The organism is Muricoccus roseus, from assembly GCF_900141905.1.
In the GTDB taxonomy this organism is placed as follows: Bacteria; Pseudomonadota; Alphaproteobacteria; order Acetobacterales; family Acetobacteraceae; genus Roseomonas; species Roseomonas rosea.
This window is the reverse complement of the sequence record NZ_FQZF01000011.1, coordinates 38,174-63,000: the sequence shown is the minus strand read 5'-3', so window position 1 is coordinate 63,000 and position 24,827 is coordinate 38,174. Positions and strand designations below refer to the sequence as shown.

The window sequence follows — 24,827 nt, the reverse complement described above, 5'->3', positions numbered from 1 at the left end:
TGGTCCAACGGGTCTTGGATCAACCCTCTTGGAGGAATGGGCGGCATTGCCTATCTCGTGGGCATGTCCAAGGCGCTCCCCCACCCCGGCCCGGAGGCGATCGATCTCTCCGCGGTGCTGGACGCGCTGCGGGATCCGATCCGCCGGGCCATCGTGCTGATGGTGGCCGAGGAGGGGGAGAGGCGTTGCTCCTCCTTCCTCCACTGCACGACCAAGACGAACCTCACCTACCATGTCGCCCGCCTGCGTGAGGCGGGCGTGGTGCGGGTGCGGGTCGAGGGGCCGGCCCGGATCGTCTCGCTGCGCCGCGCGGAGCTGGACGCGCGTTTCCCCGGCCTTCTGGATGCCGTCCTCGCCGGCACCCGGCAGGATCCGCCTCTCGCGCGGCTGGTCGAGACCGCCTGACGACCCGAACACCCCCATGGGGCGCGATCCCCGCGCCCGGATGATCCAGATGAATACCCAGGAAGCCGTGAACCTTTCCCCGCGCGAGATCGTGTCGGAGCTGGACCGCTACATCGTCGGCCAGCACGACGCGAAGCGCGCCGTCGCCATCGCGCTGCGCAACCGCTGGCGCCGCCAGCAGCTGCCGGACGGCATGCGCGAGGAGGTGGTGCCGAAGAACATCCTCATGATCGGCCCGACCGGCTGCGGCAAGACCGAGATCGCCCGCCGCCTGGCCCGCCTGGCCAACGCGCCGTTCCTGAAGGTGGAGGCCACGAAGTTCACCGAGGTGGGCTATGTCGGCCGCGACGTGGAGCAGATCGTGCGCGATCTGGTGGAAGCGAGCATCGTGCAGCTGCGCGACGCCGCCCGCGCCGAGGTCCAGGCCAAGGCCGAGCTGAACGCCGAGGAGCGCCTTGTCACCGCGCTTGTGGGCGAAGGCGCGAATGGCGAGACGCGCATCAAGTTCCGCAAGATGCTTCGGGACGGCAACCTCGATTCCAAGGAGGTCGAGGTGCAGGTGGCCGAGCAGGCGACCCCCATCGGCGCCATGGACATCCCGGGCATGCCGCCCGGCGCCCAGAACATCCAGGAGATGATGGGCAAGATGTTCGGCGGCCGCACCCGCGCCCGCAAGATGACGGTGGCCGAGGCCCGCACCGCCCTGCAGCGGGAGGAGGCGGACAAGCTGCTCGACCAGGAGAAGCTGACGCGCGACGCCGTGCAGCACGCGGAGCAGAACGGCATCGTCTTCATCGACGAGATCGACAAGGTCTGCGCCCGCACCGAAAACGGCTTCCGCGGCGGCGACGTGTCCCGTGAAGGCGTGCAGCGCGACCTGCTGCCGCTGATCGAGGGCACGACGGTGAACACGAAGCACGGGCCGGTGAAGACGGACCACATCCTCTTCATCGCCTCCGGCGCCTTCCACATCGCCAAGCCCAGCGACCTGCTGCCGGAACTCCAGGGCCGCCTGCCCATCCGGGTGGAGCTGAAGGGCCTGACCCGCGACGACTTCCGCCGCATCCTGACGGAGCCGGAGCACGCGCTGACCTCCCAGTACACGGCGCTGATGGGCACGGAAGGCGTCACGCTCGACTTCGCGCCGGATTCCATCGACGCGGTGGCGGAGCTGGCCGCCGACATCAACGACCGCGTGGAGAATATCGGCGCGCGGCGACTGGCCACCGTGCTGGAACGACTGCTGGAAGAGGTGTCCTTCACCGCCTCCGACCGCCGCGGCGAGACGGTGCGGGTGGATGCCGCCTATGTCCGCGAAAAGGTGGCGCCGCTCGCGGCCAGCACGGACCTGTCGCGCTTCATCCTCTGATCGTCCTGGTCTGTTGGTCTGTCCCGGGGAGAGGAAGAAGGAATTCTTCCTCTCCCCAGACCCCTCACCATCATCTTTTTCTTCGAGTTTGGAATCACTCTGCTGACGGCGCGCCTCGGGTCATCGACCCGAGGCGACTGCAAGGGCAGGAATTAGCCCCCGAATCAGAGACCCCTTCGATCAGGGTATCCACGGCAGTCAGAAGGGGTTCCAAGGGCCTCAGGCCCTTGGCGGGTGGAGGGCAGAGCCCTCCTCTTATCCGTTCAGATGCGCGCTGAACTTCGCCATCCAGAAGTTCGGCACCGCGTTGCCGGCGCCTGACTTCATGCGGACGGTCCAGATCGGTTCCGCCGTGTCGGCTGTCTCGATGATGAAGTTCCAGCCCACGCGTTTGTCGGCGGAGTTGTAGACCGGTTCCGTCCGCCATTTGCGGATGATGGAGAAGGGCAGGAGCCGGGTGATCCGGTGGGAGGCGATGCCGACCATTTCGTCCGCGCTGCTGAAGAGCAGCGTGGTGTCCCGGCCGTCCAGCCGGTCGTCCAGCCCGGGGCATTCGAGGGTCAGCGCCTCGATCGCCTTGCGCCGGCCGTTGTGGACGGCCCAGATCCGCCAGGCGAGTCCGCCCAGAATGGCGATCGCAGCCAGCACCGCCAGTGTCGCCACCGCCCCAAATCCCCTTCGTCCCGTCCCGGGCGGGGATAGGGCCATCGCGGGGCGCGATCAACGATCCGGGGCGCGAGCCTTGCGGCGCCGATGCAACCCGGCCCGCTCCGCACCATTTCACCGGCATGAGCAATTCCTGGTCCGCGCGCCGATGAGCACGACCCTGCCCGCCCTCCTCACCCTGCCCGAGGATGCCCAGACCGAGTTGGCCAAGGCCGTGGCCACGCTCGAGGGCCCGTCCTTCGCCGCCCGCCTGGCCGCCATCGCCGGAACTCCGGTGGAGGCGCTGAAGGCCCGGCTGCCGGAGGGAATCCGCGACCAGCTGGACCATGCGGTGCGCCGGGCGCTGGAGAAGGCCTGGTCGACCGCCGTGGGCACGGAGCCGCGCCGGACTCCCTTCGGCATGAATGTAGCCTGGTTCCATCGGGGCATCGCCATGGCGAGCGGTGCCGCCGGCGGGGCGCTGGGGCTGTTGGGCACGCTGGCCGAGCTGCCCCTTTCCACCACCATCCTGCTCCGCCAGATCGCGGCCGAGGCGGCGGAGGCCGGCGAGGACCCGAAGGTGGCCGCCACCGCGGCCGAATGCATGGCGGTCTTCGCCATCGGCAGCCCGAACAACAGCGAGGACGACGTGGCCGAGACCGGCTATTTCGCCGCCCGCATCGCGCTGGCCCAGATGCTGCCGAATGCGGCGACCAGCCTTGTTTCCGGCCTTGTGCCCGGCTTCCTCGGGGCCATCGCGGCGCGCTTCACGGGCACGGTGGGGCTGAAGCTCTCGGCCCAGGCGGTGCCGGTGATCGGGGCCGCGGCGGGGGCGGCGATCAACCTTGCCTTCCTCGAGCATTTCCGCGGGGTGGCGAAGGCGCATTTCACCGTGCGGAAGCTGGAGCGGGTCTATGGGGCCGACCGGGTGCGGGCGGCTTATGACGCGCTCCGGGATGGCAGCTCGCGATAGGGAGAAAGGCGGCCGCCCTTCATCCCTTCGAAAGATGTGGGGCGCAGGCTCCGGCGCGCTGAAGCCCAGGATTGGAAAGCGCGCCGATGACCTCCCTCCAACTGCTCCGCATCACTGCCCTTGCCTTGGGCACCCTCTTGTCGGGCGGCGCCATGGCGGCCTGCTCCGACGCCCAGGCCGAGGCCAAGATGACGGAGCTGACCAACCTCATGGGTCCGCTGATGACCCGCAACGCCGCGCTGACGCAGACCATCGCCGCGGAGATGCAGGCCACCATGCTGCAGCCCACCTCCGACGCGACCTGCGCCACCTATGACCGCCTGATCACGCGGGCGCGGGCGGGCCGCTGAGCCTTGCCTGTCCTGGCCGGCGGGGCCCCGCCTCGCTGGCCAGGGCTCAGGCGAGCGCCACCGCGGCGACCTCGCCCACCACCCGGTTGTTGCTGTCGAGAACCGGGGCCTCCACCGCCCGCGCCAGCTCCGCCGCGCGGTCGGCGGGCAGGAGGCCGAGCCGGCCGAGCAGGGTGGCGAAGACGGCCATCTTCCCGCGGGAGGCGCCGTCCAGCATCTTCACCGCGATGCCGAGCCCGCGTCCCGGCACGAAGCCGATGACGAAGCCCTCGGCGCCCTCCTTCAGCACCACGCGCCCCTCGGTGGCGGCGACGATCTTCGAAGTTGGGCGGTTGCGGCCGGAGACATGGTCCGGGTGCTCGCGCAGCGCGGCGAGGAGGCGGCGCATGGCGGCCTCGCGCCGCGGGTCCTTCACGGCCAGGGCGGCGTAGCGGGCGGCGGCGCGCGCGGCATCGGCCATGGTCATCGCCAGGGCCGGAAGGCCGCAGCCATCGGTGCCGCGCGGCAGGGCCGTGGCGTCGTGCCCGATCAGCTCGGACAAGGCGGCGAGCCAATGGAGCTGGGCCGGGTGGTCCGGCTGCTCATAGCCCTCCGGCCGGCCGAAGGCCCCGGCGGCGGCGAGGAAGCCGCAATGCTTGCCGGAGCAGTTGTGGAAGGCGCGGCGCTTGCCCCCGGCGCGCACCGCATCGGCCAGGTCGCCCTCTCCCATCGGCAGGGCGGGGCCGCAGACCAGGGCGGATTCGGGGCGGCCCAGCCGGCGCAGCCAGGCCTCCACCATGGAAACCTGGAAGGGCTCGGCGCGGTGGGAGGCGCAGGCCAGGGCGAGGTGGGCCGCATCCAGCCCATCCGCCGCGCCGCTCTCCACCAGGGACAGGGCCTGGAAGGGCTTGAGGGAGGAGCGGGGGAAGGTGAGGAACTCCGGGTCGCCCCAGGCATGGAGCAGGCGGCCATCGGCATCGGCCACCACGGCCGCGCCGTGATGGATGCTCTCGGCCACCCCGCCGCGGCGGATCTCGACCATGGGGATGGGGTGGGTCATGGGCGTGCCTTACGCAGCTGCAGCGCCCGGCCCAGCAGGAGGGGCAGGCGCCAGAGGAAGCCGAGCATCAGCCGTGTGTGCATGCCGGTGAGCAGCAGGTTGTCGCGGCCGTAGCGGAAATGGGAGACCCCGCCCTCGGCCGGGGTGAGGTAGCGCACCGCGGCGGGCATGTTGAGGGCGGGCACGCCGCGCCAGGCGAGGCGGACCACGGCCTCCGCGTCGAAGTCGTAGCGGCGCATCCAGGGATTGCGGCGCATGATCCGCAGCAGCGGCACGATGGGATAGACGCGAAAGCCATAGAGGCTGTCCCGGATCGGCTCGCCCCCGCGCGTGCACCACAGCGTTTCCAGCCCGGCCCACCAGTTGGAGATGCGGCGCCCGCGCACGCGGAGCAGCGGCGCCTCGGGGCCGAAGACGGGCGAGCCGAGGATCATCGCCCCGGGATGCGCGACGGAGGCGGCCATGAAGTCCGGGATCCGGCCTGCGGGGTGCTGGCCGTCCGCGTCCATCGTCAGGGCATGGGTGAAGCCATCACGCTCCGCCGCTTCCAGGGCGTCGCGGATGGCGGCGCCCTTCCCTCCGTTGCGCGGGCGCTCGATCAGGCGGAAGCCGGGATCCTCGATGGCGCGCAGCGGCGCGGCGGAGCCATCGGTGCTGCCATCCACCACCACCCAGACCACCGGCCAGGCGGCGCGCGCGGCCGCCACCGTCGCCGCGAGCTGCGGGCCGGTGTTGTAGCTGGGAATGACGACGAGATGCGTCCGGCTCAAGGCCGCGCCTCGCCGAGAGTGGCCGTGTATTGCCGGTGCAGGTTCTCGGTGAAGGCCTCCGCGGGCCCCGCGACGGTCACGGCCTCGCCCAGCCGGGCGCGGTAGCGCAGCGGGAAGTCCGGGCGGCGCCAGATCGGCCAGCCCTTGCTGAGATAGCGCGTGTTGCTCTCGATGAAGACCGGCTGGATGGGCGCGCGGGCACGGCGGGCGATGAGGGCGAAGCCGGGATGGAAGGGGCCGACGCGACCATCGGGGGAGCGGGTTCCTTCGGGGAAGACGAGGAGGTTCGCGCCCTCTCGCAGGGCATCCGCCGCGCGGCGGATGACCGGCAGGCCGGCATCGTTGGGGATGTAGCCGGCCAGCCGCCCGCCGCCCATGGCCGGGTTCCGCTCCAGCCCGGCCTTCATGATGCAGACCGCATCCGGCAGGTGGGACACGATGAGCATCACGTCGATCATGGAGAGGTGGTTGGGCGCGACCACCAGCCCGCGGGCCCGGCGCAGGGGCTCCAGTTCCGAGAGGTCGAATTCCACCAGGCCGGTCCGTTCCATCAGCCCCAGCAGGAAGCGGAACCCGGTGCCGATCGCCCGGCGGCCCAAGGGCCCCCCGATGCGCGGCGGCAGGACGAAGGAGAGGCCGATCGCGACCAGGCCCCAGCCGAGGTAGCAGGCGCAGAGCACCGCGAGCACCCCGTAGAAGGCCAGCGCATCCCGCAGCCGGCGGGGGCGGTCCGGCGGGGGCAGGGGCGTCCGGCCCGCGGGGCGGGCGGAGGGATGCGGCGCTGGCAAGTCGTTCCCTCTTCTGCCTGTCAGGCTGCCGCTGGCCCGGTTCGGTCTGGCGCCGAGAATAGCCGGATTCCGGGACCTGCCCTACCCCTCGAGCGCGAGCACGGCGAAGCTGGCCAGCCAGTGCTCGCCCATATAGTGCCCGGCCAGATGGGGCAGCCCGGCTTCAAGGTGGCGGGCGGCGGTGGCTTCCATGGGTGCGCGGCGCGGATCGCCGGGGGGAAGGGTGGCGGCCAGGCGCCGCCAGCACCAGGCGCGGGAGAGGTTGAGCCCGTCCAGATGCGCGATCTTGCCATCCGTCCGGTCCGAGACGCGGGCGGGGGCGAAGAGGGTGGCGGGCTCCCCCTGGGCGATCCGGGGCAGGAAGGCGTCGAACCATGGGCCGAACTCGCCTTCGGGCATCAGCCGGGCCATGCAGGCGGCCTCGATGAGGGTGGAGGACAGGAAGTCGTCCCCGGAGGGCTCGCCCCAGGCCGGGCAGTCCCGGTCGGCGCCATACCAGCGGAGGGTGGTGGCGCGGAGGAGGGGGAGGTCCCCCGCCATGTGGTCGGCGGCCATCAGCAGGCCGAAGGCGGTGTTGGGGTGGGTGCCGACCCGCACGGGATAGGTGGCGATTGGCAGGAAGTCGCGGAAGCGCTGGGCGAAGGCCTCCGCGAGCGGCGCGAGGGTGGCCGACCAGGGCTCCGACCGGTGGTGGGCCAGCTCGGCGGCCAGGGCGAGGAGCCAGCCCCAGCCATAGGGCCGCTCGAAGCCGCGCGACCCGGGGGCGGCGAGATAGGCGACCTCCCCGGCCACCGCCTCCGGCGTCAGCCGGCGCGCGAAAAGGCCGCGGATGGCAGGGGTGGGCTCCATGCCGGGGAAGCGGCGCAGCAGCCGGGCGAGCATCCAGTGGGCATGGACGCAGGAGTGCCAGTCGAAGCTGCCGAAGAAGACGGGATGAAGGGCGGCGGGGGTGCGGGCGTCCCCGGGTCCGTTCAGCACATGGCCGGGCTTGTTCGGGTACTCCCGCTCCACATGGCTCAGGGCGATGGTCGCGAGGCGGGTGGCCAGCGGCTCGTCGAGACTTGGAAGCATGGGGCCCCTTCTGCTGCCAGTTCAGGGGGCGAACCCAGCATAACGGGCCGGGGTGCGATAGCGGGCCATCGCTCCGGCGCGCCCGGGAGGCATGGTCGGACAGGCGAGGATCGGGGATCCTCGCTGGGGCCGCAGTCGCAGGTGCGGGAGGGAGGGCACCGGAATGGCGGGGCAGGAACTGGATCTCGACAACGCATTCTGGCGCTTTTCCTGCGCCGTCTATGCCGCCCCCGGGGTCGCCCAGGCTTGCCTTGAGCTGCAGGACCGCCACGGCGCGGACGTGAACCTGCTCCTGCTCGCGGCCTGGCTGGGCGCCAACCGAGGCGTGCGGGTCGAGGCGGCCTGGCTGGCGGAGGAGCCGGGGGCGGATTGGCATCGGGGCGTCATCGGGCCGCTTCGTCAGGCCCGGCGCCGCGTGAAGGCGGGTGGGCTGGGCGACGAGGCGCTCCGGCAGTTCCACGCCCAGTTGCTGGCCTGCGAACTGGCGGCCGAACGGATCCGGCAGGCTGAGCTGTTCCGTTGGACTCAGACGCGCCGCCCCGGCACGCCGCCCGCGCTCGCCATGACGGGGCTTGCGCGCCGCAATCTCGCGCTCCTGACCGGCGACCCGCCTGGCAGTTCCGCGGCATTAGACCGGCTGGCCCAGGCCTCCGAGGCCTATCGTCCGGAGGGTTGATCGCCTCCCGGGCCGGTGAATTTCGGCCCCTCTTCCTCGCGGAAGGCCGGGAGAGCCTCGCGGATGTTCCCCGACGAGCGGCCAGCGGCGTACTGCCAATCTGCGGCGCAGGCAGAGGTCACCATGTCCTTGCCGCTGTAATTCCGATGAAAGTCAGCGTCCCGCCCCGCATCACAGGGAAGGACCGTTTCCGTCTGGGTGATTCCGCCTGCGTAAAGCAACATCTAGTGGATTACGGGCGTTGGTGACACGAGATATGGTGTTCACCGGGAGCCGATTCGCGAGGCTCCGAGGCGAGCGGGCCGGTGATCCGGGCCGCCCGGCGCCATTCCTGATGCAGATGCGGAGCGTGCCGATGGACGGCTTCCACCCCCATTCCGATGTTTCGGCCACGCTCCGGCGGGCCCGCGCCCTCCCTGGAGGCGGCTTTGGCGAGGCGCCGCTGCCGGGCCGGCCGCTGGACGAGGGTATGGGCGTGGCGGTGGGCCGCCGCACCGTGTTCCGGCCGGAGGATGGCGAGGATTTCGGCCGCGTGGCGGACCGGGTGGCCACCGGCAACATGGCCCTGGCGCCCGTGCCTGACGCGCTGGAGGGGGCGCGGCTACGCAATGCGATCGCGACCGGGGCGCTGCTGACCTCCGGCCGGCACCTGCAGCATGGCGATGCCGGGCAGGCCGGGCGGAACATGGAGGTGTTCACGAACTGCGCGACCGCCATCGCCTCCTTCGCGGAGTTCTACCTTCTGCTCAACGGCTCCGGCGTCGGCCGGGCCTATGACGACGAGCTGTGCCTGGTGGATTGGAGCCAGGCGCCGGCGCTGCTGCTGCATCTGGACCCCGCCCATGCCGACTATCCCCGGGGGCGGGACGGGCTGCGGCGCTTCGGGATCGAGATGGGCATCCTGCCCTGGGGCACGGATGAGGCCGGCTTCGACGCGGAGGCCGAGGCGCGGGTGCGCGGCTTTCTCACGCAGGAGCTGGCGAGCGACCTGGACGGCCTGCCCGAAGGCGCGGTGATCCACCGGGTGGAGGACAGCCGGGAGGGCTGGGCCAAGGCGGTCGAGCAGCTGGAGTCCATGGCCTTCGCGGGTGCGCGGGGCGAGACGCTGGTGGTCGATCTCTCGGCCATCCGGCCCGCGGGGAGCCCGATCAGGGGCATGCAGGGCCGGCCGTCCTCCGGCCCGGTTTCGCTGCTGCGCGGGCTGCTGAACATCCGCCGACATGTGCTGGTGCCGGCGCGGGACCGCGACCCGGCGGGCGAGGCGCTGCAGCCCTGGGAGCAGGCGCTGCTGGTGGACCACTATCTCTCGGTCGAGGTGCAGGTGGGCGGGGCGCGGCGGGCCGCGCGCATGGCCACCAAGTCCTGGCGGGACCCGGGCGTGCTGCGCTTCGTGCGCGCCAAGTCCGAGGGCGGGCTCTGGACCGCGAACAACTCCGTGATGGTGGATGCCGAGTTCTGGGCCCGCGTCCGCGCTCCCGAAGGCACGGAGGACCCGCTGACCGCCCATGCCCAGGCGGTCTTCGCCGAGGTGACGCGCTGCGCCTACATCAACGGCGAGCCCGGCTTCATCAATGGCGACCGGCTGGAGGACCACCGCACCGGCAGCGCCTGGGAGAAGCCGGTGCATGAGGATGGGCGCGACTTCCGCAGCGCCCGCTACCGGGTGGACCACGCGGCCGGGCTGCTGGCCGAGGCGTCTCGCCGGGCCTCCGAGGCGCGCTTCCCCGTCACCACCAATCCCTGCGGCGAGATCACGCTGCATGTGACGGGCGGCTACTGCGTCATCGCCGATTTCGCGCCGCTGCTGGCCTGCCCCACCGATCTGGACAGCTTCGCCCCCGGCGAGGTGCCGGCCGATACCGCCGCCCTGTGGGATGAGCGGGTGGAGGACAGCGTGCGGCTGGGCGTGCGTTTCCTGATCCGCGCGAACCGGATGGACGCCCTCTACGGAGAGGAGGTCGCGCGCACCAACCGCATCGGCATCGGTCCCACCGGCCTGCATGAATGGGCCTGGATGCGCTTCGGCCTGGGCTTCCACGACCTGCTGGACGAGGCGCGCTCCGGCCCCTTCTGGCAGGCGCTCGCCCGGCTTTCCGAGGCGGCGAAGGAAGAGGCGGAGGCCTATTCCGCCAGCCTCGGCATGGCGCGGCCGGTGACGGTGACGACGGTGAAGCCGGCCGGCACCACCAGCAAGCTGTTCGGGCTGACCGAAGGCGCGCACCTGCCGGCGCGGCGGCAATATCTGCGCTGGGTGCAGTTCAAGGGCGGCAAGGACGAGGAGACGGGGCAGTGGCTGTCTGGCTCCGACCCGCTGCTGGCCGAATACGAGGCGCGGGGCTACCCCATCCGCACGCTGCGGAGCTTCCCCGGCATGAGCATCGTGGGCTTCCCCACCGTGCCGCTGGCACTGCGGCTCGGCCTGGGCGCGAAGCTGGTGACGGCGCCGGAAGCCAGCCCGGGCGAGCAATATGCCTGGCTGCGCCTGCTGGAGCGGCACTGGATCGGCGAGCACCAGGGCAACCAGGTGAGCTACACGCTGAAGGTCTATACCGACCGCGTGGACCTGGAAGCCTTCCGCGCCACCCTGCGGGACGAACAGCCGCGCGTGCGCTGCTGCTCCGTCCTGCCGAGCCGGCCGGATTCGGAACTGGGCTACGAATACCTGCCGGAGGAGGAGGTCTCCGCCGGCCGCTTCGCCGCCATCGTGGAAGGCATCCATGACGGCGCGGTGCGGGAAGCCGTGGACTGGGCGCATCTGCAATGCGCGAGCGGGGTCTGCCCGATCTGAGGGGTGACGGAGGGCTCCGCCCTCCACCCGCCAAGGGCCTGAGGCCCTTGGAACCCCGTCTGACCGCCGTGGATACGATGATCGGCGGGGTCTCGGGTTGAAGGGGATTGATCCTGCCTTTGCAGTCGCCTGAGGTCCTAGACCTCAGGCGCACCGTCAGCCGAGTGATTCCAACTCGGAGAAAAAGATGATGGTGAGGGGTCTGGGGAGAGGAAGAATTCCTTCTTCCTCTCCCCAGGACAGACCACCAGCCCAGAACGGATTCCCCACCGCGCGCTATCAGCCGGAGCGGGGCGGGACTACATCCCCGCCATGCCCTTCCGCCTCTTCGAGTCCTTTATCGACCCGGTTGCGCCGCCGGGCGCGCGGGCCGCGCGGCTGCTGGGCGTGCCGGTGCCGGAGGCGCCGCCGCCCCCCGGGCTGATCGGCTTCTATTGGCACTTCGCCCGGCAGGCGAAGCTGCTGGTCGTCGCGGTTTTCGTCACCGGCTTTCTCGTGGCGGTGCTGGATGCGCTGATCCCGGTCTTCATCGGGCGGGTGGTGTCGCTGCTGGGGCGGCATGAGCCTGGCGCGCTCTGGGCGGAGGCCGGGGGCGGCCTGATGACCATGGCGGCCGTGCTGCTGATCGCCCGGCCGGCGACCATCCTGGCGCAGAACCTCGTGGTGAATCAGGGGATCAATCCCGGCTTCACGAGCCTGATCCGCTGGCAGTCGCATCGGTTGGTCTCGCGCCAGGGCTGGCCGTTCTTCCAGGAGGACTTTGCTGGGCGGATTGCCAACCGGGTGATGCAGGCGGGGCCCGCGCTGCGGGAATCGGTGGTCCAGTCCGTGACGGCGGTCTGGTACATCCTGGTCTATGGCAGCAGCGCGGTGCTGTGGCTGGCCAGTGCCGACTGGCGGCTGGCGATGCCGATCCTCGTCTGGTTCGCCGCCTATGCCGCCCTGCTCCGTTTCGTGGTGCCGCGGATGCGGGACCGCTCCCGCGCGGCCTCGGAGCAGCGGAGCCTGCTGACGGGGCGGATCGTCGATGCCTACACGAACATCCTCTCCATCAAGCTCTTCGCCCGGGCGGAGCGGGAGGACGCGTTCACGCAGGAAGGGGTGATGGGCCTCACCCGTGCCTTCCAGGACCAGACGCGGATGGTCACGCTCAACGCGCTGCTCCTTTCCACCCTGAATGCGGTGCTTCTGGTTTCCATGGCGGCGGTGGCGATCGGCCTGTGGATGCAGGGGCGGATCGAGGCGGCGGCGGTGGCGACCGCCCTGCCCATGGCCTGGCAGATCGCCAACATCTCCGGCTGGGTTGCCTTCAACGTGGCCGGGATCTTCGAGAATATCGGCGTGGTGCAGGAAGCGATGCGGACCATCGCGGCCCCGCCCACCGAGCCGGACCCGCCGGGGGCCAGGCCGCTGGCCGTGCCCCGGGGCGCCATCAGCTTCGAGAGGGTCCGCTTCGGCTATGGCCGGGAGGGCAGCGCGGTGCTGGACGGCTTCGACCTGGACATCGCCCCGGGGGAGCGGGTGGGGCTGGTGGGCCATTCCGGGGCTGGCAAGACCACGGCGGTGAACCTGTTGCTGCGCTTCTTCCACCCCGAATCCGGCCGCATCACCATCGACGGCCAGGATATCGCCGGGGTGACGCAGGAAAGCCTGCGGGCCGCGATCGGGATGGTCACCCAGGACACGGCCCTGCTGCACCGTTCCATCCGGGACAACATCCGCTTCGGCCGCCCGGATGCGACGGATGCCGAGGTGGAGGAGGCGGCCCGCCGGGCGGCGGCGGCCGACTTCATCGAGGGGCTTTCGGACTGGCGGGGCCGCCGTGGCTATGACGCGCATGCCGGGGAGCGGGGGGTGAAGCTCTCGGGCGGGCAGCGGCAGCGGGTGGCCATTGCCCGGGTGCTGCTGAAGGACGCGCCCATCCTCATCCTGGACGAGGCGACCAGCGCCCTCGACTCGGAGGTGGAGGCGGTGATCCAGGAGCAGCTCACCACGCTGATGCAGGGCAAGACGGTGATCGCCATCGCCCACCGGCTTTCGACCATCGCCAATCTCGACCGGCTGGTGGTGCTGGAGGAGGGACGGGTGGCTGAGAGCGGCACCCATGCGGAGCTGCTGGCCCGAGGCGAGGCCTATTCCCGCCTCTGGGCACGGCAGTCCGGCGGGTTTATCGGAGGCTGAGACGGCGGCTGGGCGAAAGCCTGGGCGAAAGAAGGCCGCAACAGGCGCATGGAACCGTGCGTTGCAATGCGGCACGTGCTTGACACCACATGGACGCCAATTTAGGGACCCCCTGCCTTCCGGGGGATGACCGCGGAGGAGCGAAGTGGAACACCGGGACGGCTTCGACGACCGACTGCGGCAGGCCAGGACCCAGCAGGGCCTGGATCCCAAGCCCGATCAGGGCAAGGGGGCGCTGCCGACAGGCCCGTGGGGCATTGGCTTCCGCGCGGGGGTCGAGGTGGTGTCGGCGCTTGTTGTGGGCGCGGCGCTGGGCTTTGGGCTCGACCGCTGGCTCGGGACGTTCCCCTGGCTCTTCCTGGTTTTCTTCGTGGTGGGCGGTGCCGCAGGGGTGCTGAACATCTACCGGCTGTTCATGCCCCGGCCCGGTACCCGACCGTGATCGCCCCCACCCGGGGATAAAGGACCGAGACGTGGCCGCCGAAGGCAAGACGATCGACGCGCTGAGCCAGTTCGAGCTGATCCCGGTCCTGGGCCCGGTCGGCCGGGCGGTGGGCTTCTCCCAGTCCAATGCACATATGCTGCTGGCCGTGGGCCTGGTGACGGCGCTGATGCTGTTCGGCATCCGCAAGCGCGCCCTGGTTCCGGGCCGTTTCCAGTCCGCGGCCGAGATGTTCTACGAGTTCATCGAGAACCTCGTAACCGGGCAGGTGGGGCATGAGGGGCGGAAGTACTTCCCCTTCGTCTTCGCCCTGTTCATGTTCGTGCTGTTCGGGAACCTGATCGGCCTGTTCCCCTACGCCTTCACCTACACCAGCCACATCGCGGTCACGCTCGGCCTCGCCGCCACCGTGTTCTTCGTGACCACCATCGTGGCGCTGGTGCTGCACGGGAAGAAGTTCTTCGGCTACTTCTTCCCCGAGGGCGCGCCGCTCTGGCTCGCGCCCATCATCGTGCCGGTGGAGCTGGTGTCCTACCTCTCCCGCCCGGTCAGCCTTTCCGTGCGTCTCTTCGCCAACATGGTGGCGGGGCACGTGCTGCTGAAGGTCTTCGCGACCTTCGTCGTCCTTCTCGGTGGGCTTGGCATGATCGGGCCGGTGGCCGCGCTCCTGCCGCTCTCCGTCAACGTGCTGCTCGTCGGGTTCGAGATCCTGGTGGCCTTCCTGCAGGCCTATGTGTTCGCGATCCTGACATGCATCTACCTGCACGACGCGGTGCATCTGCACTAAGCCGCGCCGGCAACCACCTCCAACCGCTCAACAAGGAAGAGTCCTCCGATGAACGATCCTGCCGCCTATCTCGGCGCCTTTAAGGCGCTCGGCGCCGGCATCGCCGTCTTCGCTCTGTTCGGCGTGGGCCTCGCCCTCGGCAACATCTTCTCGACGCTGATCTCGTCGGTTGCCCGCAACCCGTCGGCCCGCGACACCGTGTTCCCGATCGGCATTCTCGGCTTCGCCCTCACGGAAGCCGTCGCGCTCTTCGCGCTGCTGATCGCCTTCCTGATCCTCTTCGCCTGATCGGGTCCGTGGCGCGGCCGGGGTGATCGCCCTGGCCGTCCGCCGCGGGACGGAGACCGCATGATCCGCCTTCTGCACGCGATGGCGCTGGCTGCCCTGCTTTCGCAGGCGCCCGCCGCGCTCGCCCAGCACGTTACGGCCCCGGCGCCGACCGGCCCGGTGCAGACCACCGCGCCCCTGCCGGGCCAGCAGGGCGAGAGCGTCGCCGTGCAGGCGGACAGCGACCGCACCCGCGCGGTACGCGAGGCGAACCGCACGGCTGCCGAGTACCAGCACGCCGCGCGCGACGCGGCGGATGCCGGCGGCATGCCGCAGCTCGACTTCAGCAACCCCCTGATGGTCTCCCAGGTGGTGTGGCTGTTCGTCATCTTCGGGCTGCTCGTCTTCCTTTGCTACCAGTTCCTTCTGCCGCCCGTGGCGGAGGTGCTGGAGAACCGGCGTGCCCGCATCGCGGCCGACCTGGACGCGGCGCGTGACGCCCGCGCCGAGGCCGAGGCCGCCGAGGCCGGCCGCCGCGACAGCACGGCCCGCGCCCGTGCCGAGGCCCAGGCCTCGGTCGCCGCCGCCGTGCAGGCCGCCCAGGCCGAATCCTCGGCCCGCGCCGAAGCGCTGGCCGAGCGCCTGAACAAGCAGATCGCCGAGGCCGAGGCCCGCATCGGCGCCGCGCGCGACGCCGCCATGGGCGCGCTGCGCGAAGTGGCGACCGACGCGACCGGGGCCCTGGTGCAGCGCCTGTCCGGCCTGACGGACGAGGCGGCGGTCGCGGCCGCCGTCCAGCGAGAGCTGGCGGCCCGTAACCTCAAGACAGCCGGCTGAGGGGGCGCGCCATGCATCACTACGAGCATTTCTGGCTGGACCCGAAGTTCTGGGTCGCTGTCTCCTTCATCCTCTTCATCCTCCTGCTCGGGCGGATGATCTGGTCGAAGCTGGGTGGCCTGCTGGACGCCCGCGGCGCCCAGGTCCGCGCCCAGCTCGCCGAGGCGACCCGCCTGCGTGAGGAGGCCGAGGCCATGCGCAAGCAGGCCGAGGCCGAGCGCGCCCAGGCCGTGCAGGAGGCCGAGGCGATGATCGCCCGCGCCCGGGCCGAGGCCGACCGCGTGGCCACCGCCGCCACGGCCGAGGCCGAGGCGAACGCCGCCCGTCGGGAGCGTATGGCGATGGACCGGATCGCCGCGGCCGAGGCCAGCGCCCTGGCCGAGGTCCGGCAGGCCGCCACCGAGATCGCCGCCGCCGCCGCGCGGAGCGTGATCGCGGAGAAGCTGACCGCCGAGGCGGATGCGGCGATGATCGACAAGGCTGTGGCCGACCTGCCCCGCGCGCTGCGCGCCGCCTGATCCTTCCTTCGCGCGGACGAATGTTGGACGGGGGCCCTTCGGCCCCCGTTTCCATTTCCGTGCCGCCCGCCTAGCCTCCCCTCAGATTCCATGCGGGGAGACCAGGGAATGCGACGACTTCTACTCGCCGGCGCCGCGGCGCTGATGCTCGGGGCAGGGTTCGGGGCCGGCTTCGGGGCAGGGAGCGCCGAGGCCGCCACCTTCCGCTGGGCGAATGACGGCGACGTCAACTCGATGGACCCCTATGCGCGGAACGAGACCTTCCTCCTCTCCTTCACGCAGAACATCTACGAGCCGCTGGTCCGCCGGAACCGTGAGCTGAAGGTCGAGCCGGCGCTCGCCACCTCCTGGTCGCAGCCCTCGCCCACCGTGTGGCGCCTCAATCTGCGCCAGGGGGTGAAGTTCCATGACGGCTCGCCCTTCACCGCCGATGACGTGATCTTCAGCGCCCAGCGCGTGCGCGCCCAGGGCTCGAACCTCACCTCTGTGCTCTCCTCGGTGAAGGAGGTGCGCAAGATCGACGACTTCACGGTCGAGTTCGAGACGCACGCCCCCGATCCGATCTTCCTGGAGGAGATCACCACCTGGGCGATGATGTCTAAGCGCTGGGCTGAGGCGAACAACGCCACCCAGGCGGTGGACCTGACCACGGGCCAGGAGAACTTCGCCACCCGCAACGCGAACGGCACCGGCCCCTTCATGCTGGCCAGCCGCGAACCCGATCGCCGCACCGTGCTGCGCCCGAACCCGAACTGGTGGGACAAGCCGGAGCACAATCTGGACGAGGTGGTCTTCAACGTCATCGGGAATGACGCCACCCGCGTGGCCGCGCTCCTCTCGGGCGAGGTGGACATGATCTACACCGTGCCGCCGCAGGATACGGACCGCCTCGGCCGCTCGGGCAATGTGCGGATCCACCAGCAGGCCGAGCTGCGCACCGTCTTCCTCGGCATGGACCAGGTGCGGGACGAGCTGCTGAAGTCGGACGTGAAGGGTAAGAACCCCTTCCGCGACGTGCGCGTGCGCCGCGCCTTCCAGCAGGCGATCGACCTGGAGGCGATCAAGGCCCGCATCATGCGCGGCCAGTCGCGCCCCACGGGCCTGATGATCGGGCCTGGCGTGAATGGCTGGTCCGAGGCCGCCGACCAGGTGGTCCGGCCGAATTTGGACGCCGCGAGGCGCCTGCTGGCGGAGGCCGGCTACCCCAACGGCTTCGGCGTGACGATGGACTGCCCGAACGACCGCTACGTGAATGACGAGGCGATCTGCACCGCCGTCGTTTCCATGCTGGCGCGCATCGGGGTGCGGGTGACGCTCAACGCGCAGACCCGCGCGCGCTACTTCGCCGAGATCCTGGCGCCGCGCTACCAGACGAGCTTCTACCTGCTCGGCTGGACGCCCACGACCTATGACGCCCACAACACGCTCTACAACATCATGGGCACGCGGGGCGGATCGCGCGGAGTGTTCAACTCGGGCGGCTGGAGCAATGCGCGCTTCGACGAGCTGACGAACCAGATCGCGGTGGAGACCGATGCCGCGAAGCGCCAGCAACTCATCAACGAGGCGATGCGGCTGCACGCGGACGAGGTGGGCCACATCCCGCTGCACCAGCAGGTCGTGGTCTGGGCGGCACGCAACAACATCACGCTGCAGCAGATGGCCGACAACTACTTCCCGCTGCGCTACGTGCGGGTGGGGCAGTAGCCCGACCGGCGACGGGGAGGGCGCGTCCCCCCCCTCGTGACACCTCACAAAAAAGGGCCTCCGGCGGAATGCCGGGGGCCCTTTTCATTTCCGAGCTAGAGCAGCTCCAGCTGCCGCGCCTCGACACCCGGCACAACGAAGCGGGAGCAGTCCAGCCCGCCATTCTCCCGTGCCTTGTCCAGCCCCAGGCGCTTCATCGCCACGGCGAAGCGGCTGGCCAGCATGTCGGCATAGGGGCCGGTGCCGGTCTGGCGGATGCCGAAGCGGGAGTCATAGGCGCGGCCGGCGCGGGTCTCGCGCACCAGGGCCAGAACGCGGGCGGCGCGGTCCGGCATATGCGCGTTCAGCCAGTCCTCGAACATCTGCCGGATTTCCAGCGGCAGGCGCAGCAGCACATAGCCGGCGGCACGGGCGCCATGGGCATGGGAGGCCTCCAGCACCTTTTCCATCTCGGCATCGTTCACGCCGGGGATGACGGGCGCCACCAGCACCCCAACGGGGATGCCGGCACGGGAGAGCTCATGCATCGCGGCCAGCCGGCGCAGGGGCGCGGCCGCGCGGGGCTCCATAATGCGCGCCAGGCGATTGTCCAGCGTGGTGACGGAGAGGCAGACCTGGACGAGGTTCCGCGCTGCCATGCGCGTCAGGATGTCCATGTCCCGCAGCACGCCGGCGGACTTGGTCACGATCGTCACCGGGTGGTTGAAGCGGTCCAGCACCTCCAGCACTTGGCGCGTCAGGCCCAGGGTGCGCTCCACCGGCTGGTAGGGGTCGGTGTTGGAGCCCAGGGCGATCGGGCGCGGCGTATAGCCGGGCTTGCTCAGCTCCTTCTCCAGCAACGTCGCCACCTCTGGCTTGAACATGAGGCGGGATTCGAAGTCGAGGCCGGGGGAGAGGCCGATCCAGGCATGGGTCGGGCGGGCGTAGCAGTAGATGCAGCCATGCTCGCAGCCCTTGTACGGGTTCACCGACCGGTCGAAGCCAATATCCGGGCTGTCGTTCCAGGAGAGGGCGGAGCGGGAGGCGTCCCGCGTCAGCGAGGTGGCGAGCGGCGGCAGGTCGGCCAGCGCCTCGGCCAGCGTGCCCCACCCGTCATCGAAGGTATCGGTGCGCGACCGCTCGAAACGGTTCGCGGGGTTCGACACGGCGCCACGGCCACGGCGAAGGCCGGGCAGGGTGGACCGGGTGAGGAGAGGGCTGCCCAGGCTGCCGTCCGGCATGGTGGCCTCCTATCGAGTTCGCCTTGTGTTCTCCTGCATTTGGGCGTGCCCACCTCTCTCCGTCAAGAACAATGAGGGAACGAATGCGTGAAAACAAAGGCCGCGCTGGACTTTCCGCGCGGCCTCCTGCGGAACGGGGTGCTGTCAGCGCCAGACCATGTCGGTGCGGCTGCAGGTCTCCACGCCGCGGCGTTCCGAGGCCGCGCCGTTCATGTAGACCACCCGGATATCGGCCGCGCAGCTTCCGCCGCCCGGCAGGTCCACCCAGAGGGACTGGCCCGGGTTCATCACGTTGTTCCCGAGCCTGTCCTGCCCCCAGCTCGATTGGGAGGAGAGGGAGATGTAGAGCTCCCGGATGGTCTGGCCCGAACGGTTGATGAAGTTGAAGGAGGGATTGCCGCCGCGCGGCGCGGCGACCGATCCCCCCGGGCTCCCGCCGATGGTGGCGCCCACGCCCCCCCGGCCCTGGCCCGGGCTCTGCCCCTGGCCGAAGGCGATGGTGTTGATGGAGCAGGCATTCAGCCCCATCCGCGTTTCCTCCCGCCCGCTGGGATAGGTCACCCGCACATCCAACACGCAATCCCCGAAATTGGGGGTGACGAAGACCCGGTTGCCGGCGGGCAGCACGCTGTTGCCCAGGATATCGGGGCCCCAGTCCGAGCGGCGGGAGGGAGAGACATTGGCGGTCTGGATGGTCTCACCCGTGTTGTTGACCAGCCAGAAGCGGTTCTGGGCCTCGGCCGGATTGGCTGCGAGCCCGGCGAGCAGGACCAGGGCCACCATCAGCGCGCGCATCGCTCTTCCTCCCTCGCGAACGTCACGAAATGAATCACAGGCGGCCTGGAACGGAAAGACGGGCGGCTGGCTGCCGCTCTCACCACAGAAATGCCACAGTGGCCCTTCGCCTTCGGCGCGTGCCGAAGAGATGCTGGAAACTCACGCGCCAGTGATCCTACGCTGCACCGCATGATGCCGTCCGAGGCCCACTCCCGGTTCCTCCCCCCCTCCTCGCCCCGCGCCTGGGCAGGAGGTGCCACGGGGCGAGGCCGTGGCATCCTGATGGCCGCGGCGCTGCTGGCCGGCTGCGCGGCCGGGGGCACCTCCGGCTCCGCGCCGGCGGCTGCGGCAGAGGACGGGCTGCAAAGGCTTGCCCAGGCCGGGCCGCCGCAACTGCCCCAGGCCGCGCGCCGGGCCGCGCCTGCTTCGGGGCCCAGCGCGGCCCCGGCCTCGGCTCATACGCCGGAGGGAGTGTTCGGGCCCTATCTCGCTGGCCGCCTCGCCGCGAATGAAAGCGATGCCGGTCCGGCCGCCGACGCGTTGCTGGCCGCCCTGGCATCCGAGCCGGACGAGCCGGAAATCCTCACCCGCGCCTTCAATGCCGCCGTGATGGATGGCCGCCCCGAGGCGGTTCGCCTGGCGCGGCGGCTGCCGGAAAGCCAGCTGGCCGCGCTTCTGCTGGCCGGCGCCGATGCCCAGGGCGGGCGGTGGGAGCGGGCCGAGGCCCGCATCCGCGGCCTGCCGCGCCAGGGCAGTGCGCAGATCCTCCAGCCATTGCTCCTGGCCTGGGCGCAGGCGGGCCACGGCAATACGGAGGCCGCGCTGGCGACCCTCCGCCCCTTCACCGAAGGGGGGCAGCTGCGCGGCGTGGCCGCCCTGCACGGCGCCATGATCGCGGACTTGGCCAATCGGCCGCGCGACGCGGAGCGCCTGATCCGCATCGCGGTGGCCGAGGCGGATGAGCCGAACATGCGGCTGGCCACCATCGCCGCCGGGATCCTCGCCCGGGCCGGGCGGGAGGCGGACGGGGCCCGGCTGTTCGATGCCATGGCGGTCGGCTCCGACGATATCGCGCTGACGGCCGGGCCGCTGGCGCGCCGGGCGGCCTTGACCGAGCGGGCGGTCGCTTCCCCGACCGAGGGCATGGCGGAGGCGCAGGTGGCGCTCGGTGCGGCGCTGCGGGGTCAGGGCTCTCCAGAGCTGGCGCTGATCCTGGCGCGGCTTTCGCTGCGGTTGCGGCCGGGCTTCGTTCCCGCCCAGATCCTGGCGGCGGAGAGCATGGCGGATGAGCGCCATGTCGGCCCGGCCCTGGCCGTGCTGGAGGCGGTTCCGCCCACCGACCCCATGGCGCCGCTGGCGATGCTGCGGCGCGCCGGGCTGCTGGGCCGGATGGGCCGGGGCGGCGAGGCGGTGGAGTTGCTGAAGCAGCTGGCGGGCGCCCATCCGGGTGCGCCCCAGCCGGCCCTCGCCATGGGCGACATGCTGCGCCGGGAAGGGCGCCCGGCCGAGGCCGCCGCGGCCTACACCACTGCCATCAGCCGCCTGCCCCAACCCGCGGCGGCGGACTGGCCTCTCTTCCATGCGCGCGCGATCGCGCGGGAGCGGGCGGGGGACTGGCCCGGGGCGGAGGCGGACCTGCGGCAGGCCCTGGCGCTGTCGCCGGACCAGCCGGTGCTGCTGAACCACCTGGCCTATGCCTGGGTGGAGCGCGGCGAGCGGCTGCAGGAGGCCCGCGGGATGCTGGAAAAGGCCGTGGCCGCCCGCCCGCAGGATGGCAACATCGCGGACAGCCTGGGATGGGTGCTGTTCCGCCTGGGCGAGGTGAAGCCGGCGATCGAGTGGCTGGAGAAGGCGGCGGAGCTGGAGCCCCGCAATCCAGTCGTGAACGACCATCTGGGTGACGCCTACTGGGCGGTGGGGCGCCAGGCCGAGGCGCGATTCCAGTGGCGCCGCGCCCTTGGCCTGGACCCCGAGCCGGCCGAGACCGGGCGGATCGAGGCGAAGATGCGGGACGGCCTGCCCGCCTCGGCCACCGCGCTGCGTTGAGGGAAAGGCCTTTCTCGGAGTGACCATGCCCCTGGCGATGGAGGCGCCCCGCCGCATGGGGGCGGCGCCCGTGGATGAGGCCGTGGCCGAGCTGGCGCCGGCCAAGATTAACCTGCACCTGCATGTCACCGGGCGGCGTGCGGACGGATACCATCTGCTCGACAGCCTGGTGGTGTTCGCCGGGGCCGCGGATGAGGTGATGGTGGAGCCGGGGGAGGGGCATTCCCTTCGGCTTGGCGGGCCCGAAGCCGGCGCGCTGGCTGCCGAGCCGGACAACCTGGTTCTGCGCGCAGCGCGCCTGCTGGCCGAGGCGGCCGGGCGGGACCTGCCTGGCGCGGCGCTGCTGCTGGAGAAGCGGCTGCCGGTCGCGTCCGGCATCGGCGGCGGTTCGGCCGATGCGGCGGCGGCGCTGCGCGCGCTGAACCGCTTCTGGGGGCTTGGGATGGCTGGGCCGGCGCTGGAGGCGCTGGCCCTTCGGCTGGGCGCGGATGTGCCGGTCTGCGTGGCATCCCGGCCCACCCGGATGCAGGGGGTGGGGGAGGTGCTTTCCGCCGCACCCGGGCTGCCGGCCTTCGGCATGGTGCTGGCCAATCCTCGGGTTTCCCTCGCCACGCCCGGTATCTTCGCGGCGCGGACAGGTCCTTTCTCCCCGCCCGCCGTGCTGCCGGCGCGCTGGGCGGATGCGGCTGCCCTGGCAGAGGCGCTGCGGGCGCTGCGGAATGACCTGGAGCCGCCCGCCATCTCCCTCTGCCCGCCGATCGCCGGGGTTCTGGAGGCGCTCTCGGCGCTGCCAGGGGCGCTGATGGCGCGCATGAGCGGCTCGGGCGCGACCTGCTTCGCGCTCTTTGCCGACGCAGCGGCGGCCGAGCATGCCGCCATGCTGCTGCCCCCGGCCTGGTGGCGCTGGGGCGGGGGCGTGCGCGCCGCGGCGTGATGGCGGGTGGGGCTTTACGTCCGGCGCCGGGGAGGACATGTTCCGCCCCGCCGAGACGCCGGTTCCGGTGGGGCGTAGCCAAGCGGTAAGGCAGCGGTTTTTGGTACCGCCATTCCCAGGTTCGAATCCTGGCGCCCCAGCCACCCTTCTCCGTTCTTCTCGCAGTTTTGCCAGCCCAGACGGTGTCCCGCGAGAATGCCGGTGTTCCCGGGCTTTTCTGCCGACCTGATCGGGGCAGGCTGTCGGGGAGACGCTTTCGTGCGGCGGAGGCCGACGGAATGCGTCGTTTGTCTCCCCTGCGCAGGAAAGCAGTACCAGGGCCCTAGGAGTGGGGACTGGAGACGCCGGCGTGTTCTCGATCGGACTGAGAGGCTACCGCACCCGAAGGCGTGTCCCGCACAATCACGCGCACCAGGGTTGGATTGCGCCTGCTGGGGGCAGGAGCGTCCTGATCACCCAGCACCAGCGCTGTCCCGCGCCCGGCCCGCATCAGCGTGGAGGGCACGGAGAGGAAGATCGAGTCACGTCCCGCATCGGTGGCCTCAGGCTCCGTTCCGAGCAGGTGATCGCGGAGGTGGGCGGGATCGAGCCGGAGTGTGATCGCCTTGTCGGTGACATCGACCCGGGTGAGCAAGCGATGCAACAAGTTGCGCCCATCCTTGGGGCTGAGCTGAGGCCAGCCATCCGCGAGTGCCTGGGCGGCGCGGATCAGCTCTTTCTGCCCCGACAGGCTGCTGGGCAGCGCTCCTTCCTCGTTCAGACGGCCGAGTAGCCGCGGCGGGTCGGTCACGAACTGGAGCAGCGTGTCGACGACCAGGCGTTCGAGGTCGTTCGCCGGGATGCGGCGCCCATCGGGGGCTTTGCGGCGCCCGTCAGTCACGAGGCGATGGGAGACGTAGTAGCGGTAGCGCACGCCGCGGCGGACAGCGTGGGTCGGCGTGAGGCGATCGCCGGAGGCGTCGTGGACGAGGCCGAGGAGCAGGGCCGGGTTGTTGCTCCGCCTCCCCGGGCTGCGGTCCTGCCGGTTGTTTGCCAGGCGCTGCTGCACCGCATCCCAAAGCTCCTCCCCGACGATGGCATCGTGCTCGCCGGCGTAGGTTTGCCCCTTGTGGACCACTTGACCGCGGTAGAGGCGGTTCTGCAGGAGGTGGAACCGGGCACCGCGGGAGAGAGGCTGGCCTGCCTTGCTGAGCATGCCCTCACGGGTGGCCTCCTCCCGCAGTGCGAGCACGGAGCCGAGGGCGAAGTAGCGGCGGAAGACGTGCGCACCCGCTCGGCCTCGGGCTCGTCCACAATCAGCTTGCGCTCGTGCACCCGGTAGCCGAGGGGGACAGTGCCGCCCATCCACATGCCCTTGCGTCGGGAGGCCGCGAACTTGTCGCGGATTCGCTCGCCGGTAATCTCGCGCTCGAACTGGGCCAAGGAGAGCAGCATGTTGAGCGTGAGGCGCCCCATGGAAGTGGTAGTATTGAACTGTTGGGTGACGGAGACGAAGGAAACGCGGTGGGCGTCGAGGAAGTCCACAAGCTTGGCGAAGTCGGCCAGCGAGCGGGTGAGGCGGTCGACTTTGTAGAGAACGATCAGGTCGGCCTTGCCGGCGCGGATGTCAGCCGAGAGCTGCTGCAGCGCCGGGCGCTCGAGGGTGCCGCCCGAGAGACCGCCATCGTCGTAGCGGGCGGGGAGCGAGACCCAGCCTTCGTGACGCTGGCTCCGGATGAAGGCCTCGCAGGCGTCGCGCTGGGCATCGAGGGAGTTGAAGGCCTGCTCCAGCCCATCCTCGGAGGACTTGCGGGTGTAGATGGCGCAGCGACGACGGGCGGCGTCCGTGGATGACGCGTGTCCAGCCTCAGCTGACCTAGCCCGGTTGGATCGGCTGCGGCGCTCAGCCACCCGCGCTACTCCCGGCCGAGGGCCGGAGCTTGCGCAGCCCGAAGAAGCGCGGTCCGGACCAGTGAGCGCCGGTGATCGCGCGTGCCACTTCGGTGAGCGAGGCATAGCGGCGTCCCTCGTGCTCGAAGCCATTCTCCCGGACGAGGACGGTGTGGGTGCGCCCACCCCAGGCGCGAAGCAGCGAGGTGCCAGGGCGGAGCTTAACTGGAGGCAGGGCCGCCCCGGGGGGGCTGGCGGCGCTTTGAGATCGGCTGTGCGTGCAGACCCGCTGCTTCTCGACCCCGAGCCTTCGCTGGCGCATGCTCGCCAAGCCCCGAGCGGCGTGCCGCCGACATCCTGGAGAGATC

Annotated in this window: 24 protein-coding genes, 1 tRNA gene and 1 pseudogene; 16 read left to right on the top strand and 10 right to left on the bottom strand. The window is 70.9% G+C overall.

The features are described 5' to 3' along the window. Positions 1-36: 36 nt before the first annotated feature. Together BUB97_RS10885 and hslU are read left to right on the top strand one after the other, a co-directional pair. Positions 37-405 carry an ArsR/SmtB family transcription factor gene (locus BUB97_RS10885; protein WP_086062111.1) on the top strand — a complete coding sequence of 123 codons (369 nt, stop codon included), beginning with the start codon at positions 37-39 and terminating at the stop codon, positions 403-405. 49 nt (positions 406-454) lie between these two features. Beyond that, complete coding sequence (hslU, locus tag BUB97_RS10880) at positions 455-1,774, top strand: ATP-dependent protease ATPase subunit HslU (protein ID WP_073134776.1); 1,320 nt, start codon at positions 455-457, stop codon at positions 1,772-1,774. Between the two features lie 255 nt (positions 1,775-2,029). Here the strand turns inward: hslU and BUB97_RS10875 are convergent, their stop codons facing one another. Beyond that, positions 2,030-2,437 (bottom strand): hypothetical protein, encoded by a 408-nt coding sequence (locus BUB97_RS10875; RefSeq protein WP_073134639.1) that lies wholly within the window; start codon positions 2,435-2,437, stop codon positions 2,030-2,032. A gap of 151 nt (positions 2,438-2,588) precedes the next feature. Here BUB97_RS10875 and BUB97_RS10870 point away from each other — a divergent pair, with 151 nt between their 5' ends. Together BUB97_RS10870 and BUB97_RS10865 are read left to right on the top strand one after the other, a co-directional pair. Further along, complete coding sequence (locus BUB97_RS10870) at positions 2,589-3,392, top strand: EcsC family protein (protein WP_073134637.1); 804 nt, start codon at positions 2,589-2,591, stop codon at positions 3,390-3,392. A gap of 86 nt (positions 3,393-3,478) precedes the next feature. Then, on the top strand, positions 3,479-3,742 hold the full coding sequence (locus BUB97_RS10865; protein WP_073134635.1) for a hypothetical protein: 264 nt from the start codon (positions 3,479-3,481) through the stop codon (positions 3,740-3,742). A gap of 46 nt (positions 3,743-3,788) precedes the next feature. Here the strand turns inward: BUB97_RS10865 and BUB97_RS10860 are convergent, their stop codons facing one another. The 4 genes from BUB97_RS10860 to BUB97_RS10845 all read right to left on the bottom strand — a co-directional run bounded on the left by BUB97_RS10860 (position 3,789) and on the right by BUB97_RS10845 (position 7,410). Then, the gene (locus BUB97_RS10860) at positions 3,789-4,781 is read right to left on the bottom strand and encodes an asparaginase (RefSeq protein WP_073134634.1); all 993 of its coding nucleotides are present in this window, start codon (positions 4,779-4,781) and stop codon (positions 3,789-3,791) included. Further along, the gene (locus BUB97_RS10855) at positions 4,778-5,551 is read right to left on the bottom strand and encodes a glycosyltransferase family 2 protein (RefSeq protein ID WP_217659633.1); all 774 of its coding nucleotides are present in this window, start codon (positions 5,549-5,551) and stop codon (positions 4,778-4,780) included. Before BUB97_RS10855 ends, BUB97_RS10860 begins: the two co-directional genes overlap by 4 nt. Further along, positions 5,548-6,339, bottom strand: coding sequence for a lysophospholipid acyltransferase family protein (locus tag BUB97_RS10850; RefSeq protein WP_073134630.1), 792 nt, complete (start codon positions 6,337-6,339; stop codon positions 5,548-5,550). Before BUB97_RS10850 ends, BUB97_RS10855 begins: the two co-directional genes overlap by 4 nt. An 81-nt stretch (positions 6,340-6,420) precedes the next feature. Then, entirely contained in the window at positions 6,421-7,410 is a 990-nt protein-coding gene (locus BUB97_RS10845; protein ID WP_073134628.1) for a DUF2891 domain-containing protein, read from the bottom strand. Between the two features lie 163 nt (positions 7,411-7,573). Here BUB97_RS10845 and BUB97_RS10840 point away from each other — a divergent pair, with 163 nt between their 5' ends. From BUB97_RS10840 to BUB97_RS10800, 9 genes are all read left to right on the top strand, one after another. After that, complete coding sequence (locus BUB97_RS10840; RefSeq protein WP_073134627.1) at positions 7,574-8,086, top strand: TIGR02444 family protein; 513 nt, start codon at positions 7,574-7,576, stop codon at positions 8,084-8,086. 334 nt (positions 8,087-8,420) lie between these two features. Further along, positions 8,421-10,874, top strand: coding sequence for a recombinase (locus tag BUB97_RS10835; protein ID WP_245818273.1), 2,454 nt, complete (start codon positions 8,421-8,423; stop codon positions 10,872-10,874). A gap of 312 nt (positions 10,875-11,186) precedes the next feature. Further along, positions 11,187-13,055, top strand: coding sequence for an ABC transporter ATP-binding protein (locus BUB97_RS10830; RefSeq protein WP_073134623.1), 1,869 nt, complete (start codon positions 11,187-11,189; stop codon positions 13,053-13,055). Between the two features lie 145 nt (positions 13,056-13,200). Beyond that, on the top strand, positions 13,201-13,497 hold the full coding sequence (locus BUB97_RS10825) for an AtpZ/AtpI family protein (protein WP_073134621.1): 297 nt from the start codon (positions 13,201-13,203) through the stop codon (positions 13,495-13,497). Between the two features lie 31 nt (positions 13,498-13,528). Further along, complete coding sequence (locus BUB97_RS10820; RefSeq protein ID WP_073134619.1) at positions 13,529-14,284, top strand: F0F1 ATP synthase subunit A; 756 nt, start codon at positions 13,529-13,531, stop codon at positions 14,282-14,284. A 48-nt stretch (positions 14,285-14,332) separates the two neighbouring features. After that, a complete protein-coding gene (locus tag BUB97_RS10815) occupies positions 14,333-14,572 on the top strand; it encodes an ATP synthase subunit C family protein (protein WP_073134617.1) in 240 nt (79 codons plus the stop codon). 60 nt (positions 14,573-14,632) lie between these two features. Beyond that, entirely contained in the window at positions 14,633-15,388 is a 756-nt protein-coding gene (locus BUB97_RS10810) for a F0F1 ATP synthase subunit B family protein (protein ID WP_073134616.1), read from the top strand. Positions 15,389-15,399: 11 nt separating this feature from the next. Next, positions 15,400-15,906 (top strand): F0F1 ATP synthase subunit B family protein, encoded by a 507-nt coding sequence (locus tag BUB97_RS10805; RefSeq protein ID WP_073134614.1) that lies wholly within the window; start codon positions 15,400-15,402, stop codon positions 15,904-15,906. A 108-nt stretch (positions 15,907-16,014) separates the two neighbouring features. After that, positions 16,015-17,613 carry an ABC transporter substrate-binding protein gene (locus tag BUB97_RS10800; protein WP_073134613.1) on the top strand — a complete coding sequence of 533 codons (1,599 nt, stop codon included), beginning with the start codon at positions 16,015-16,017 and terminating at the stop codon, positions 17,611-17,613. A gap of 95 nt (positions 17,614-17,708) precedes the next feature. Here the strand turns inward: BUB97_RS10800 and BUB97_RS10795 are convergent, their stop codons facing one another. Next, positions 17,709-18,833, bottom strand: coding sequence for a PA0069 family radical SAM protein (locus BUB97_RS10795; protein ID WP_073134611.1), 1,125 nt, complete (start codon positions 18,831-18,833; stop codon positions 17,709-17,711). A gap of 144 nt (positions 18,834-18,977) precedes the next feature. Further along, a complete protein-coding gene (locus BUB97_RS10790; RefSeq protein WP_073134609.1) occupies positions 18,978-19,628 on the bottom strand; it encodes a Tat pathway signal protein in 651 nt (216 codons plus the stop codon). Positions 19,629-19,892: 264 nt separating this feature from the next. Here BUB97_RS10790 and BUB97_RS10785 point away from each other — a divergent pair, with 264 nt between their 5' ends. The 3 genes from BUB97_RS10785 to BUB97_RS10775 all read left to right on the top strand — a co-directional run bounded on the left by BUB97_RS10785 (position 19,893) and on the right by BUB97_RS10775 (position 22,733). After that, complete coding sequence (locus BUB97_RS10785; protein ID WP_073134608.1) at positions 19,893-21,656, top strand: tetratricopeptide repeat protein; 1,764 nt, start codon at positions 19,893-19,895, stop codon at positions 21,654-21,656. A 25-nt stretch (positions 21,657-21,681) separates the two neighbouring features. After that, positions 21,682-22,590 (top strand): 4-(cytidine 5'-diphospho)-2-C-methyl-D-erythritol kinase, encoded by a 909-nt coding sequence (locus BUB97_RS10780; RefSeq protein ID WP_408906130.1) that lies wholly within the window; start codon positions 21,682-21,684, stop codon positions 22,588-22,590. A 68-nt stretch (positions 22,591-22,658) separates the two neighbouring features. After that, positions 22,659-22,733, top strand: a tRNA-Gln gene (locus BUB97_RS10775). Positions 22,734-22,912: 179 nt separating this feature from the next. On the opposite strand, the gene BUB97_RS26545 is transcribed toward BUB97_RS10775, so the two are convergent. From BUB97_RS26545 to BUB97_RS10760, 3 genes and pseudogenes are all read right to left on the bottom strand, one after another. After that, positions 22,913-23,821 (bottom strand): recombinase family protein, encoded by a 909-nt coding sequence (locus tag BUB97_RS26545; RefSeq protein ID WP_245818272.1) that lies wholly within the window; start codon positions 23,819-23,821, stop codon positions 22,913-22,915. A gap of 173 nt (positions 23,822-23,994) precedes the next feature. After that, positions 23,995-24,585 (bottom strand): annotated as a pseudogene (locus tag BUB97_RS27460) (recombinase family protein); the annotation flags it as partial. Next, positions 24,473-24,826 (bottom strand): DUF2924 domain-containing protein, encoded by a 354-nt coding sequence (locus tag BUB97_RS10760; protein WP_277614030.1) that lies wholly within the window; start codon positions 24,824-24,826, stop codon positions 24,473-24,475. The gene BUB97_RS10760 and the pseudogene BUB97_RS27460, both read right to left, overlap by 113 nt. Position 24,827 lies beyond the last annotated feature (1 nt).